Below are 15,411 nucleotides of genomic sequence, written 5' to 3' on the forward strand. Positions count from 1 at the left end.
TGTCACTTGTCCATTTGGATTATAATTTTGATTGCTTCCCTGAGTAATACCATTATAGTAAATCGTATTCACATATGAAACGTACGGATTATTAATACCCACGTCTACAAAAGGAGAATCGATATTTTTATACTCGCTTGTATCGAGCTTAAACGCGTTTGTTAACACATAACTCATTTCATCACGAGTTAAAGGTTTGTTTGGTAAAAATTGTCCCTTTGTATTTGTTTTAAAGAAGCCAAGCTGTATAGCTCGTTCTACATAGCCTGAAAGCTCTGTGCCGACTGCTACATCGGAGAAGTTTGATTTATTGACAACTAGTGGCTTGTTACCTGAAGCAACAACAACCATTTTGGCAACTTGTCCACGCGTTACTGTGTTATAAGGTTTATAATACGTTTTGCCCTTTTCTGTATACCCTTTAATAACACCTAAATTAACTAAATAATTGATTTCTTCATATGCGTCATCCTTGTTCGTAACATCTACAAAACCGCCACTTGCTTGTGCACTATGTATTGTAAACATTGAAGCAGAAACGAAAAGGACGCATAATATAAGACTAATTTTTCTGAGATACAATGTCTTATTTCCTCCCTTCTTGTTCTAACATTAATATTAACAAAATTTCACAGGCAAAACTACGATATAGATCAAACTATTAGACTTAATTCTAAATAATAGAATTTACATCTACAATGATCATAATATTTAAAAGCGCAAAGTGCTAAATCAAACAAAAGAGCTACATCGTTCATATTGAACAATGTAGCCCGTTTTTATTATTTTTTTGCGTAGTATTGTGAAATCCCTTTGTAGATAGAATCAGCGAATAACTCAGCATATTGATCATCCGTCATTTTACCGCGGTCTTCGCTATTTGTTAGGAAGCCTAGCTCGACTAGAATAGATGGAATAAGCATGTTGCGAATTACGTAGTATTGTTCTTGTTTAACACCACGATTTTTCATATTTAAGTTATTAACGATTTGATTGTTTACAAATGTCGCAAGATCAATGTCTTCTTGATACATATCACCTGTTGAAATTGCATAATATGTTTCAGTACCTTGTGCAGAAGTATTTGCTGCTGAGTTCACATGGATACTTACGAAGATCTCACCGTAATTAGCATTTGTAAAGTCAACGCGGTCTTGAAGTGAAGGATACGTATCCCCTGTACGAGTCATATATACCTTCGCACCTGCAGCCTCTAGCTTTTGCTTCACAAGTGTGCCAACCTTTAATGTAATAGCTTTTTCGGAATTAGAACCTACAACAGTTCCAGGGTCCTTACCGCCATGACCTGGATCAAGAATGATAATTCGATCTTTCAACGGATTACCACTTTGATTTAGTAGCTTTATATAAGATTTATGGACATACCCTTTTTGACCTTGATAAGTCACTTGTGCCCAATAACCGTTAATACTGTTCACTTGAACATATTCGCCTTTTTTCAGCTTACTTACTACCGTTGAAGTAGCGTTAGCTTCTTTACGGATATTTAAATTGTCAACCGTCACTCGACCTAATAGATCACCAGAAACTGTTGGTGGAGTTGGAGTCGGATTTGGATCTGGAGTAGAAGGTTTTTCTACTTCAACGTCCTCAGTACTATTAGCCACGATATAGCCTGGAATACCGTTTACTACAGTTAGATGGTAGCCACTTACTGTCTTATAAACTGGTAATTTTGTTTTGCTATTAATCGATGTAATAACTTTTGAGGAAGAGGTTGGTTTTACGTAAAGATTTAGATTTTGTGTTGCAGTAACTTGCTTTTGGACATTCCCTAATGCATTACCATCTGCATCTAAAAACTGTGCATACGTTTTATAAATATAAGCAAAGGCACCTTTATAAGTAACCTTTAACCAGTCTCCTTCAACTGCATAGACTGATAATTTGCCACCTTTATTGACAGTACCTACAACATTAGTAGTAGATGAAGATTCTTTTGATTTACGAATATTTAATCCGTCAGTTGTTACAGAAACTAATCCAATAACCTGTGATGTATCAGGTACGGCTACACCTTTAACTGGTAGCTCTAAACGATACTGTTCACTTTTCGCACGCGCTACAAATAATGCAAACTGTGCACGTGTCACTTGGTTATTCGGGTTATAATTTTGACCTATTCCCTTTGTAATACCATTATAGTAAATCGTATTCACGTATGTAACGTACGGATTAGTAATACCTACGTCCACAAAAGGTGAATCGATATTTTCATATTCACTTGTATCGAGCTTAAACGCTTTTGTTAATACATAACTCATTTCATCACGAGTTAAAGGCTTGTTCGGTAAGAATTGCCCCTGAGTATTTGTTTTAAATAGTCCAAGCTGTATAGCTCGTTCTACATAGCCTGAAAGCTCTGTGCCGACTGTTACATCGGAGAAGTTTGATTTATTGACAACTAGTGGCTTGTTACCTGAAGCAATTACAGCCATTTTGGCAACTTGTCCACGCGTTACTGTGTTGTAAGGTTTATAATACGTTTTGCCGTTTTCCGTATATCCTTTAATAACACCTAAACTAACTAAATAATTGATTTCTTCATAAGCTTCATGATCTTTAGGAACATCTACAAACCCACCACTTGCTTGGGCGCTATGTATTGTAAACATAGAAGCTGAAATGAATAAGACGCATAATATAAGACTGACTTTTTTGAGGTACATTGTCTTATTTCCTCCCTTCCTGTTCTCGTGTACATTTAGCAAACTTGCACAGACAAAACGATCATACGAACGTAAACTATTCTCCTATTTTTTAGGCATCACCCCGTTTTTTGGTATATTTCATAAAAAGAAGAGAGCCTGCAAGTGCAAACTCTCCTCAACTTATACATTATTTAAAAGAACTTCCTTGCAATGTATTACTTTAAACGTAGCCCTTGTCTAAGTAATACGGAATTTAATTATTATTGTAATTTTTGTGCACGTTCAATAAATGATTGAAGTTGAGAAATTTTTAACATTTCATCGTAACCGAAGTTACCATTTCCTTTACCTTCTGTAATACCATTTGAAGCTAAAATTGAAATAAATTCATTTGCCCAATGATTTGCAGGAGCATCAGTAAATGTTACAACATCGCCTTGTTGCTTTAATCCGAAGGCATGTACTAATACTTTCGAGATTTGAGCACGTGTTATCGGTGAAGATGGATTAAATTTTCCACTACCATCACCATCAAAGATACCTAACTTCGATACAGCAGCAATCGCACCAGCATGTGCATATGTTGGTTTTACGTCTGTAAATTTCGTATTTTTATCGGATGTATCCAAGTTAAGTGCTTTAGCAATTTGCTCAGCCACTTCAGCACGAGAAGCATAAACTGTGAAGTCAATCGCAGCGTCCTTTACTTCTTCTTTAACAGCTTCTGCTTGTTCGCTATCAAATGTTGCTACACGTTTAGCACCGATGTAACGAGAACCCCAATAATAAGGATCATTTACATTTGAATAACTAACACCTTTACCTGTTTGTGAGTGGATCATTTTCCCGTCACCCATGTAAATAGCTACATGTGAGACACCTTTACCACTAGTATTGAAGAATAGTAAATCTCCAACTTCCAGATTATCCTTTGCTACCTCAGTACCTTGTTGATATTGTGAGCCTGAAGTACGGTTTAATTCAATACCTAAATCTGCAAAGACTTTAGATGTATATCCTGAGCAATCGAGCCCTTTAGTAGTTGTACCTCCATAAAGATATGGGACACCTAAATATTTTGACGCTGTATCAGTTACATCAGATGTTGTGGCTGCTTCAGCTTTATCTATTTGAGTTGTTGTAAATAACATGAAAGATGCAAAAATCGGTAATAACCATTTCTTTTTCATATATTCGGTATTCCCCTCTCAGAACTTTTTTGCCTATAAATAGACTATCACAAAAGATGCTATTTTAACTTTTCAATTGTGTAACGGTTTTGAGAGCACAAAAAAACACTGATATACCAACGTTTCGTGGTTTATCAGCGCTAAAATATGGGCATTAAATAATGGATATTAGGGATTTTTGTAACATTCCTGTAATATTAGCTACGCTTTGTCACAATAGAATACGAGATTTAGTGCATTTTCAATTTTTAACTTCTGCTGAAAGAAGTTAAAGCCTCCGGCGGATGTCACGGAATCGGCTTTGTGCACACACAAAGCCGATTCCGTACGAGGCATAATTGATGTGTTGGATATGAGCATTTCCGATACAATTCTCCATTAAAGGTTGTAAGGAGTTCGCGTGGTATTTGATCACCTTGCGCGGGTATTCACCTCTGCTCCGCGGGTATTTGCCCCTACTTCGCGGGTATTCATTCGCCTTGCGCGGGTATTTGCCTATGCTTCGCGGGTATTCATTCGCCTCGCGCGGGTATTTGCCCATGCTTCGTGGGTATTCCTTTACCTCGCGCGGGTATTTGCCCATGCTTCGCGGGTATTCATTCGCCTCGCGCGGGTATTTGCCCATGCTTCGCGGGTATTCATTCGCCTCGCGCGGGTATTTCCCCATGCTTCGCGGGTATTCACCTCTGCTCCGCGGGTATTTGCCCCTACTTCGCGGGTATTCACCTCTGCTCCGCGGGTATTTGCCCCTACTTCGCGGGTATTCCTTCGCCTCGCGCGGGTATTTCCTTATCCCGCACCGCACTAGCTATTGACTAGAAAATAATTGCACCCAATAGTAATATCCATTGCTATCAACTGCAATTGCTACCCCGGTATTTGTGTAATTTTCTCGCAAAATATTTTCACGATGTGCTGGTGAAGCCATCCATGCTTTGACGGCCGCATCGGGTGTTGGAATTTTTCTTCCTATATTCTCTCCTAAGCTCGTGTATGGATAATCGAATATTGTTGCTAAATCCCAGGGCATCCCGTAGTAAGGGGATTCGTGCTCAAAATAATGTCGATTCACCATATCCTGTGCTTTAATAACGGCAATTTGTGTTAAAGCTGCATCAAAGTTAAGGGGTTGTAGCTTTCTTTTTTGTCGTTCGACGTTGACTAAACGTATTACATCATTAGACATGGTTGGTGAATAATTTTTTGTTGGAATATAGGACTTGGATAAATAGTCATAGGCCATCTCGAGATTTGTTACCTTCGTTGAAAAGTCGAGACTTCTTTCAACCAAAGAAGCAAATTGCGCACGTGTTACCAATCGATTTGGTGCAAATTGCTGTGCGTTGATTCCTTTAATAACACCAACATCTGCAAGTGATTCAATATAGTCTTTTGCCCAATTCCCATCATTAACATCGCTAAACTTACTATTATTTTGGGAATCGACTTCAATTTGATAAGCGAGTGTTAACATCTTGGCTATTTGAGCGCGCTGTAAAGGTGCATCAGGGTTGAAGCAATCACCATTTTGTAAAATCCCTAATTCCACTAAGGCACAAATTTCTTTATAGTACGGATGATTGGCTGATAAGTCTGTAAAATTTGGAGAGTAATCGGTATCCAGTTTTAGCTGCATGGAACGAGCAATTGCAGCTGCAGCCTCAGCCCTAGTAATCGGTTGTTCTGGTCTGAAAAAGCCATCCTGATCATTTGTCATATAATGCTTTTCTAGCATACGTTCTATTGAGCTTCTTGCCCAATGTGATTGTGAAACATCCTTTGCAATATTAGCTGCCAATACTTCTTCAGATGTGTTTGTCAGAGGCACAGCATATGATGTAGTCAGCAAAATAAGAGACATGCCAACAACACTCGATACTTTTTTAAACATAGCTATCTCCTCCTTCATTTAATTATGTATAGTACTCTAATGGAACAAACTTGCCACCACATGTTTTCCTGACGACAAATTTAAGGATTTCAGTATACTTATGTTTGATTTTCCTTTAGAGGTGTGTGGGTTACTCGTGGCCCACACGACGCGGTAATAAAAGTATATCGCAGCTTATAGGTCGACCGGTCTTCACACCCAATTTTGGTTGACGCGATACGCACATTCCATTATTACCTAATTTTACCTCTTTCATTTTAAAAAAACCACTCCAAGATTGAAGATAACCTAAGAGTGCGTCTTCGCATTTATTCAACACTAATAATATAGAAATCGTCTTCAGCTTTTTGTAAGGTACGGTAAAGGAATAAAACCATTTGACCACGTCGAACATCCGTATAAGGTGAAAATGTGGTCGGGCTAGTACCTTGTGTAATCCCATAATTTAATAACGTTTGAATATACGTATTAGTTTCATTATCTTTTGTAAAATCTAAAAATGGAGCAGATAATTTTGTAGCCTGCTGTAAATCAAAGCCAAGTGTCAACATTTTTGCCATTTGACTTCGCTTAATAAATTGATCTGGATTATAATTTGTACCTTTTTGGATAATGCCCTTTTCAACAAGCGCGGCAATATGACCGTAATATTTATGAGAGGTCGGTACATCACTGAAGCCAGGATTTACTACATTTTTTGTCTCCAATTTTAGCGCTTCAGCCAAAAAGTATGCCGCTTCCCCTCGCGTTAAGTTTTGATAAGGACTAAACGTCGTCGAAGTTGTCCCAAATACAATTCCCTGGCTATATAATTCACTAACTGCCTTGTATAGTTCTGCTTCGTTTCCGCTATTTTTTATATCTGTAAATGGCATTGTAGCTGCTTCTGCAGGCATGGCTGCAACACAGGGAACAACTACTGCAGCGGTTGCAAAAGCCCATGCTTTATGTACCTTCTTTGTCGACAAATTAACGCTTCCTTTCCTCATTATAAAGAAAGAAAAGAGGGACTGGCCCTCTCTCCTTATTATAAACCTAGTGTTTTTATATGATCTTGTAAAATACGGTAATTATACACTAAATCCTGTTGTTCAAGAGTAAGTGCATCGTATTGTTTTTGTGCAGCCAGTACATTCTTTTCAAATGTTTTAGAATCTGGGTCCAACTTACCTATCGCTTCTACAACTTTTAATACTGCCGCTACATCTTTTTCTGCTTTCTTTAAAGTTTCGTAGTTAAGGACTTGTCCTTTTACTTTAGAGTCTAATGCTTTATATGCCGCAGAAGCATTCGCTACATCTTGAATATATGTGCTAGAAGTAGGATTAAGACCTGAAATAATTTCTACAACCTTCTTCACTTCGCTCATACTTTTCTCAGCTTCAAGCAAAATATTGTAATTAGATACTCTTTGCTTATCTATAGTACTTAAGCTATCGTAATCTTTTCGCACAGATTCTATCATGCCAAAATACATTTTATCGCTCGGCTTCAAAGCTTCAATACTCTTATAAACATTAATAACGTTATCTAACGATAGAAGCAGCTGCTCGTTATAAACATATTTACGCTGAGTAGCAGTAAGATTGTCATATGCTTTTAAAATCTTTTGATATTGGCTGTCCATATTTTTCGATGTCATAAGTTTATCAATCTCATTGACAACACTAATGACAGGCTTAATAATATTTTCTTGCTCTTGCAATGTTTTATAGTTTTCAACCGCATATTGTTGATCTTTTGGTAATGCATTATATGCTGCACGTATCTCTTCAATACGTTTAATATATTGATTCACCGGGACAGATGGAAGTTCATCAATCATGCGCTGTACATTGCCTGCCCCTAAGACGCTTGCTTCAGCAGCTTGTAATAAATTGTAGTTTGTAACATATTGCTGCATGTCCTTACTTAGAGCATTGTATAAAGCTCGAGCTTGTGCTGTATCCGCATTAAACGTTTTACTTGACGGCTTTAGCTTGCCAATTAATTCAATCACATTAGCAGTTGGCTCGTAGCTTTGTAAAATAGCAATATTTTTGACATATAGCTTTTGGTCTTTTGTCAACTTATCATACGCTTTTCGCGCTGAGTTTACTTGACTGACAAATTTACTTGTCCCCGGCTCTATACCATCGATTTGCACCATAGTATTTAAAATTGCTTTTACTTCTTTTTCACGATCTGTTAACACCTTCACATTAGAGACAAGCTTTTTCTGTCCTGATGTTAGTTTATCGTAAGCAACGCGAGCATTCATAAGCTTCGTTAAATAATCCGGATCATCAGGCACTGCCGCATCTATTAATGCAATAACTGTATGTGCAGATTTTAGCTCAGTCTCAGCTGTGACAAGCTTTTCATAATTAATAACAGCTTTTTGCTTTTCTGGAGGTAATGCATCATAATTTTTGCGCGCAGAATCTAAATCATTTAAAAATGTTTTATTTGTCGGTTTCAATGTTTCAATCAAGCCTATTAATGTAGCAACATCCTCAACTGCTGTTAGCTGATTGTAGTTTGTTACGCGTTTTTGTGAGGCAGGGTCTAATGCATTGTATGCTTTACGTGCTGCTAAAACTTTTTTTGTATAATCCCTATTTGCTGGATTTAAGTCTGCAATTAATTTAACAACCTTCACTACATTGGCATTATTTTTCTCATAAGTTGTTAATGTCTTGTATTGTGTGACTAATTTTTTCGCATTTTTGTCCATCGTTTTATACTCAGAAGACAACGCTGCCACTTTTGCTATAAATGTAGTATCTGGTTCATTAGCTAAAGCAATCACACGATCATCGAAATTTTTCGCTGTTGCAATATAGCCTTTTGCTGTTTGAAGATCTGCATTATTTGTTACAAGTGCTTTCGCTTCGGATGATAGCTTTTCGTAGTCTGCTGATAACAGTTCGACAGTTTCCTTATATGTTTTTTGCGACGTGTTTAAGGCCATGATTCGTGCCACAATATCCATCGCCTCTACTTGACTTTTCAACGTTTTATAGCTTTTCACGTAGTCGCGTTTTGTAGGATCTAGCTTTAGGTAAGCCGTGTTAGCATCCCTCGCTTTTTTAGTATAATCCTTCGCAGTTGGGTCTAGCTTTTCTACAAGGGATATAACATTTAAAACAGCTTTATGTGAACTTTCCCAGCTTGTTAGCTCGGGCAAATTGTTCACAATTTTCTTGACAGTGGCCACGTCTATTTTTTGTCCTGCAGGTGCGACTGGTGTATTGTAAGCTGCACGTGCTTTCTCTATTTGTGTAATCTTATCTGTAGTTGTAGCAATGTCTGAAATTAATTTTTCTATTTCTTGTGCTGTTGCTATATTTGCCACAGCTAATTCTAAATCAGCGGAATTTTTCACAAATAATTTTTTATCTAAGTTTGTTAACTTATCGCTCGCTGCCTTTACTGCAGTACGATAGTCGGCATTACTTGACGGACGTAATGCAGTAATTTGCTTGGAAACATTAGCCGCTTCCTGATATGGCCCAAAATCTTTATAATTTGCAACTAAACGCTTTGAGCCTTCATCTAGTCTATTGTAGGAAGTTTCAATTGCTGTTACAGCACTAATAAAGCTTGCAGCAGATGAAAAGTCTTCCGGTTTCTTTTGTGTTAGCTGTGTAATACTAGTAATCACTTGATCAGCCGATGATAAGTTTCCTAACACATCTGTATATTTTTTATATGGTGTGACCGCTGCATTATTTGGATTGTGTGCTATGACAATTTTCTTTTGATCTGCTGTTAGAGTGTTCAATTCAGTCGTTACTTCGGCAGCAGCAGCATTAATTTCAGTAGAAGTGGATGACTGTTTATCTAGAACAGCAATAAAAGAATCTAACTTACTAATCGTATTCTTTACATCGTTTGCATCCTTGTTCATTTTCAAAAGCTTCTCAATATCTGCACCGTTCTTTTTGAAATAATCAATACGTTCTGACTCTCCATAGCCATATTGAGTTGATGTACCTCGAATTGAGGAAACAATGTCCTTTGCCTCCGTTGATGCAAGGGCTTTATTTACAGCATTCTCAAAAGTCTTTTGAACATTTAAATAAGAGTCTGTTTCTGTTTCTGAACCTAAAAAAGTACTGTAATTTTGATGTAATTTTGTCACATCATCAAAAAATGTTTTACTTGTATAAGACAGCTTACTTATTTCTGCTCCGGTATTCTTTAATTTGGACAATAAATCTCGTTGGGCAACAACATATTCGTATTTCGCTTTAATGAAATTGATTTCATCTGGTTTGAAGTCTGTAATACTTAAAACTGCTACATCTCCTTTTGCTATTACCATTTCATCATTAGTTGACGTAACAGATAGTTTGCCAAATTGTGCAATTGTTTGTGATCTAGTGTCTGTTGCTGCTACATTCACATTAGCTACTTGATTCTCCTGAGAGATTGTTTGAGGTTGTGTTTCTTGAGCATTGGCAATCGCTGCCGGAGTTAGTAATAGACCTGTTATTACACCAACCTGTAGTGGTTTCTTCAAAATGCCCACCCTTTCTTTTTATAGGTAAATAGATATGTATCATTTATTTCTAATTTACTACCTTTTGTATCGGTGCTTTTTATCCTATTTCAAGCTAATCTATTAAGGAAGCTCATCCTCTTCACTAATAGAAAGATATTTTTTTAGATTGAATAGTCTTTTTATAGGAAGTTATTGTTAGGATACTATATAATTAAATTATGTGCATTGATTTACCAGAAATTTTGGCAAAAGATGACTAATTGCGAATAAAATTGCACTAGACTTTATATGAATAAATTCACCACCTAAAAGCACAGCTGACGTGCGAAAGCAGAGCGTAGAAAGGCCAGCGCACGTCTAAGGAAAGGGCTACTCTATACGTACTTACTCCTTATATTTTCCAGGAAATATTATGTCGAAACATTACTCATTTTGGTGAATAAAAGCTTTCTAAAATAATAATAAAATTTTCTCTTTATCGAGGGAAAACAATGAAAAACTCAGCATTTCTACTATGTTATTTACCAGTAATTAGGTGTATACTACAACTTTACTATTTAATTTACGAGAAAGGGAGCTATATATGTTTTATCACTATAAATTTTGGCACAGCTTAATGCATCCCACTAACTTTACCCAAGCTGTTGAGCAAGGAGAAATAAGAGGCTATAAAAAGCGATCCTTCACAGTTTTTATGCTCTTTATGCTACTATTTGTCATTCGTGAGTTTTGGGGCATGGGTACTGAAAGCTTAACAACATTATTTGCATCGAATCATCCAAATGAATACTATACAGCCCGTTTATTATCAATGGTTGGGGTTATTGCCTGGGGAGTTATCTATTATTGCTTCCATTATTATGGCGTTACATACTTGTTACATCTATTAACAGACATTCCATACAAATGGATTCAGAAGGTACAACTTTATGTAATGGTATTTTTACTTATTGAAAAAACAATTTTATTTGCCGTGTTTTATGCAGTTGGTTACACTACAAACTTCTCCTTCTTCTCACTTGCACCTTTAGCTCAGCAAGTAATTGATACGGATTTTGTGCTATTTGCTATCAATCAACTAACCGTAGCAACTGTATTAACAATTATTGTGCAATACACGTTCCTTTCAAAATGGGAGGAATGGTCAGATCGTAAGGCACTATTAGCAAAAATTATTGGGCTATATGTGGTAATGGCTATTTTTATCGGCATGATTAGTGTGTTACCACTACAAGAATGGATTACAAGGGGGTTAGGATGATGCGCTTTATTAAATCCAGACCTTGGACAAGTTTAAGTATTATTATGATAGCGTTATTAATTGGTGTGAATGCTTATTTTGTATTTAAAGATGATAGTAAAGTAGCCAGATCCTACTTTATCGGTGAATTTCAAAGAGCTACACCTGGTGATCGTGTAGAGACGGTTGAAAAGGATGCGATTGTTGCACCAACACAAACCTATACGATTTCAGCAGATGCGAAAAATCTTTCTGCAATAGATGTAACACGTGGACAGGAAGTACATGCCAATGATTCACTAGCTACCTACAAAACAGAAGAAGTTGACGGTGAATTAACAAAGCTTGAGGCTGAACGCACTGCTTACGAAACTGAATTAAGTGATTTAGAGTCTGCTTTAGCCGAGATAGAATCTGAATACGGTGGAGGCAAGGACCCGAAAAGCTCTATTAATACCGACCAAATTAGTGATAAGTTAAATGTCTCTGTTAAATTTGAATTAGGTCAGCAAGCTTCTCCATCAACTGCAGTGGCAATATTAAACCGTCACATTGCGGAGACTAATCGTCAAGTAGCATTAATGGATGCACAAATAGGCCAAATTAAAGCACGCCAAGGTGTTATTTGCCCAGTAGATGGTGTAATCTCAAAAATCACTGAAGAAGCTGGTGCGGTGACATTTGAAATTTATTCATCTGAAAAGTCTATGCTTGCCTACTTATCCGAGGATGAATGGCAAAAGGTTGAAGATGGCCAAACCGTTAGTTTTAAATTGCCGCATAACGACAATGAACTATCAGGTACTGTAGTTCAAAAACAAAAGATACCAACGAATAATGACTCACTTTGGGCAAATGAACTAGCTAAGTCTGCAAAGCTACCAAAGCCTACAAGCTATGAGGTAATTTTGCATCAGGATGACATGCTAGAAAAAATTCCATTTTCAACTGTTGGTAAGGCTTCTATTACCGTAAATGAAGCATCCAACGCACTTAAAGTGAATTCCGCATGGGTGAAGTCTGGAAAGAATAATAAACAAAGCGTTTATACGATAGATGGAAATGGTAAAATACGCCTTGAGGATATCAAGGTTGCCTTTAAAACGGCAGATTCTACTATCTTTACAGGCTATATGGATGCCGGAACACCTATTATTGCAAATGAACAACGCAATATTCTAGCTCGCTCCTTCCGTTCAATACCTCTTAAAAAAATCGAATGGCGAAATTTTAAAGAGATCGGTTGGAAAGACTATGTGAAATATATCGTCTTTTAGCATACAAAAACCTCCCCGAAAAATGGGGAGGTTTTCTGTTGTTGGCGATTTTTTTATGCTTATCAGCGATTTATCTGGTTCTATCAGCGATTCTTCGATGTTTATCAGCGATTTACCTGATTCTATCAGCGATTCTTCGATGCTTATCAGCAATTTATCTGGTTCTATCAGCGATTCTTCGATGTTTATCAGCGATTTATCTGGTTCTATCAGCGATTCTTCGATGTTTATCAGCGATTTACCTGGTTCTATCAGCGATTCTTCGATGTTTATCAGCGATTTACCTGGTTCTATCAGCGATTCTTCGATGTTTACCGGGATGTTCGCTGTTCAACCGGTTTCTTAATTAAATTTTGAATGCTCCATTTGTTCTTGTGTCGCTATTTCATAGTTCATAGTTGATATACCACATACCTCATAGACCATGCCATGTACATATAATTTCTCGCCATTTTCTCCATTCAGACGTACAGAAAATATAGAATCACCTTTTCCGATTCTTTTTACAGTTACACCATCTGCTGAAAGCTCGACATCAACTATTTTATGATCATGCATTGCACCTGTGTATTGCTCAATTTTGAAATCTTTCACCTTAAAGCCAATTTCACTTTTTGGAATGAACACACTGTTTTTTTCAACCGCTAATGACGTATACAATTCATAGCCATCAGATTCAGCATGGATCCCTACACGTACCGACTGTCCTTTATTATCAGATAGAGTCGCAATATAGTCACCTGCTTGCGATAACGACAGCACATAGTTACCGCCCTTAGGAATCGTTTCTTCCTCCAAGCCATCAAATTTATATGGCTTATAGCTGAAAACTTTATCACTAACAGCGTGACCGGCAGCTGTAGTTAGCTGAATATTTTTCGGATCAAAGCCTAAATCTTGTTCTAAAATCAGCGCTGAGCCAGGTGTAACTTCATCTGTTGGCTGACAGTTAATTTGTAATTTTCCATCTACTTTTGTTACAGCAATTTTATATTTTTGCATATCGACTATTTCATAATTTTCCGCACTATCGATATTGTAGCCAATAAGCATAAAATAGCCCGATCCCTCTCTTAGCGCCTCAACCTTCACATCATTATTTGTTCGAAGAATGCGGAAGAATTCATGCTCTCCATCTGTCGCTAGATTGTCAGTAGAATAAGCATCAATATTAGTTGAATTAAGCTCTCGTGCAGTAAATGTTTGAATAACTCGTTTAGCCTGCATAGCTTCAATACGATGAATAAATAACGCAAGCTGCGCTCGATTGACAGTCTCTTTTAAACCAAAAGTAGTTGGTGTATTTCCCTTCGTTATATTATTTTCAAACAATGGAGCAACTGCGTAATAAGCATCCGAATATTTTTCAATATCCTTAAATGGTAATATCTGACCAGCAGTAGATTCTAAATGATATGCCGTTGTTAGCATTCGCGCTAATTGTTCACGTGTAATCGCTTGATTGATACCGAAGCTTCCATCTGCAAATCCTGAAATAATTCCTTCATTTTCTAAGGCTGCGATTGCCCCATAATATTCATCGCTCGGCTTTACATCAGTAAATTTTGGATCCATTACATTTTTAGTATCTAGCCCTAAAAGACCTGCTAAAATCTTCGATGCCTGTCCACGCGTCACATCAGCGAATGGCTTAAACGTACCATCTGCATAACCTTTAATAATTCCACGTTCAGCTAAATCCTTTACCGCCACACCGTATTCCTTCGTGTAATCAATATCAGAAAATTTATCTGTTGCCTGTGCAGTTGGTACTACTACAATAGCACTCGTCGCTAGAGCAGCAACTAATGCTCCCTGAAATAAAGTATGCTTATTCATCACCAGCTCAACCCCTTAACATATTTTGTCTATCATACTATTATTATACGTATAAGGAAATCTAAATATTTATTAATCTTCTACTATGAAGAGTTTCTTTTTTCTAGTTCTATATCGAATGTTGGGTTGAGAAATGAAGTGAATCTCATCTATTGACTACCAAGTTCGTCGGTTCGAGATTATATCTGTCATTTCGGGGATTCTATTCTTCGTTTTGGCTTTTCTTTCCGTTGTTCTGGCTTTTCTTTCCGTCGTTCTTGCTCTTCCTTCCGTCGTTCCGGCTTTTCTTTCCGTCGTTCTGACTTCTTTCCGTCGCTTCGGCCCTTCTTTCCGTCGCTTTGGCGGTTCTATCCACGATTTTGACTCTTCTACGATTTTGGTGGTTCTATCCGTCGATTTAGCTTTCCATCCGCCATTTTGACTCTTCTTTCCGTCGTTCTGGCTTCCTTCCGTCGTTTTGACTCTTCTTTCCGTCGCTTTGGCCCTTCTTTCCGTCGCTTTGGCCCTTCTTTCCGTCGCTTTGGCCCTTCTTTCCGTCGCTTTGGCGGTTCTATCCACGACTTTGGTGGTTCTATCCACGATTTTGGTGGTTCTATCCGTCGCTTTAGCTTTCCATCCGCCGTTTTGACTCTTCTTTCCGTCGCTTACTTTTCTTTCCGTCGCTCTGACTCTTCTTTCCGTCGCTCTGGCTTCCTTCCGTCGTTTTGACTCTTCTTTCCCTCGCTTTGGCGGTTCTTTCCGTCGCTTTGGCGGTTCTATCCACTATTTTGGTGGTTCTATCCGTCGCTTTAGCTTTCCATCCGTCGCCAGCTC

At 37.6% G+C, this 15,411-nt stretch carries 12 protein-coding genes; 4 read left to right on the forward strand and 8 right to left on the reverse strand.

Annotated features, from left to right (window positions below):
• The 7 genes from AMS59_RS14110 to AMS59_RS14135 form a co-directional block, all read right to left on the reverse strand.
• Positions 1 to 582: S-layer homology domain-containing protein (locus AMS59_RS14110; protein ID WP_199777760.1), on the reverse strand; the 582-nt coding region annotated here is incomplete at its 3' end.
• Positions 583 to 782: 200 nt separating this feature from the next.
• The gene (locus AMS59_RS14115) at positions 783 to 2,690 is read right to left on the reverse strand and encodes an N-acetylmuramoyl-L-alanine amidase (protein WP_053484384.1); all 1,908 of its coding nucleotides are present in this window, start codon (positions 2,688 to 2,690) and stop codon (positions 783 to 785) included.
• 242 nt (positions 2,691 to 2,932) lie between these two features.
• On the reverse strand, positions 2,933 to 3,862 hold the full coding sequence (locus AMS59_RS14120) for a C40 family peptidase (protein WP_053484385.1): 930 nt from the start codon (positions 3,860 to 3,862) through the stop codon (positions 2,933 to 2,935).
• Positions 3,863 to 4,130: 268 nt separating this feature from the next.
• Positions 4,131 to 4,667, reverse strand: coding sequence for a hypothetical protein (locus AMS59_RS25260; RefSeq protein WP_156304664.1), 537 nt, complete (start codon positions 4,665 to 4,667; stop codon positions 4,131 to 4,133).
• A gap of 3 nt (positions 4,668 to 4,670) precedes the next feature.
• The gene (locus AMS59_RS14125; protein WP_053484386.1) at positions 4,671 to 5,753 is read right to left on the reverse strand and encodes an S-layer homology domain-containing protein; all 1,083 of its coding nucleotides are present in this window, start codon (positions 5,751 to 5,753) and stop codon (positions 4,671 to 4,673) included.
• Between the two features lie 308 nt (positions 5,754 to 6,061).
• A complete protein-coding gene (locus tag AMS59_RS14130; protein ID WP_053484387.1) occupies positions 6,062 to 6,721 on the reverse strand; it encodes an S-layer homology domain-containing protein in 660 nt (219 codons plus the stop codon).
• Between the two features lie 59 nt (positions 6,722 to 6,780).
• Positions 6,781 to 10,260, reverse strand: coding sequence for a hypothetical protein (locus AMS59_RS14135; protein ID WP_053484388.1), 3,480 nt, complete (start codon positions 10,258 to 10,260; stop codon positions 6,781 to 6,783).
• Positions 10,261 to 10,825: 565 nt separating this feature from the next.
• On the opposite strand from AMS59_RS14135, the gene AMS59_RS14140 reads away from it, so the two are divergent.
• The 3 genes from AMS59_RS14140 to AMS59_RS25265 are packed head-to-tail and all read left to right on the forward strand — an operon-like array spanning position 10,826 to position 13,105.
• Complete coding sequence (locus AMS59_RS14140; protein WP_053484389.1) at positions 10,826 to 11,503, forward strand: hypothetical protein; 678 nt, start codon at positions 10,826 to 10,828, stop codon at positions 11,501 to 11,503.
• Positions 11,503 to 12,759, forward strand: a complete 1,257-nt coding sequence (locus AMS59_RS14145; protein WP_053484390.1) for an efflux RND transporter periplasmic adaptor subunit — start codon at positions 11,503 to 11,505, stop codon at positions 12,757 to 12,759. Before AMS59_RS14140 ends, AMS59_RS14145 begins: the two co-directional genes overlap by 1 nt.
• A 55-nt stretch (positions 12,760 to 12,814) precedes the next feature.
• Positions 12,815 to 13,105, forward strand: a complete 291-nt coding sequence (locus AMS59_RS25265) for a hypothetical protein (RefSeq protein WP_156304665.1) — start codon at positions 12,815 to 12,817, stop codon at positions 13,103 to 13,105.
• Here the strand turns inward: AMS59_RS25265 and AMS59_RS14150 are convergent.
• On the reverse strand, positions 13,102 to 14,598 hold the full coding sequence (locus tag AMS59_RS14150; protein WP_053484391.1) for an S-layer homology domain-containing protein: 1,497 nt from the start codon (positions 14,596 to 14,598) through the stop codon (positions 13,102 to 13,104). The two genes, AMS59_RS25265 and AMS59_RS14150, sit on opposite strands and share 4 nt — an antisense overlap.
• A gap of 417 nt (positions 14,599 to 15,015) precedes the next feature.
• On the opposite strand from AMS59_RS14150, the gene AMS59_RS25275 reads away from it, so the two are divergent.
• Positions 15,016 to 15,306, forward strand: a complete 291-nt coding sequence (locus AMS59_RS25275) for a hypothetical protein (protein ID WP_156304667.1) — start codon at positions 15,016 to 15,018, stop codon at positions 15,304 to 15,306.
• Positions 15,307 to 15,411: the final 105 nt, after the last annotated feature.

Source organism: Lysinibacillus sp. FJAT-14745 (genome assembly GCF_001275675.1).
GTDB lineage: Bacteria > Bacillota > Bacilli > Bacillales_A > Planococcaceae > Lysinibacillus.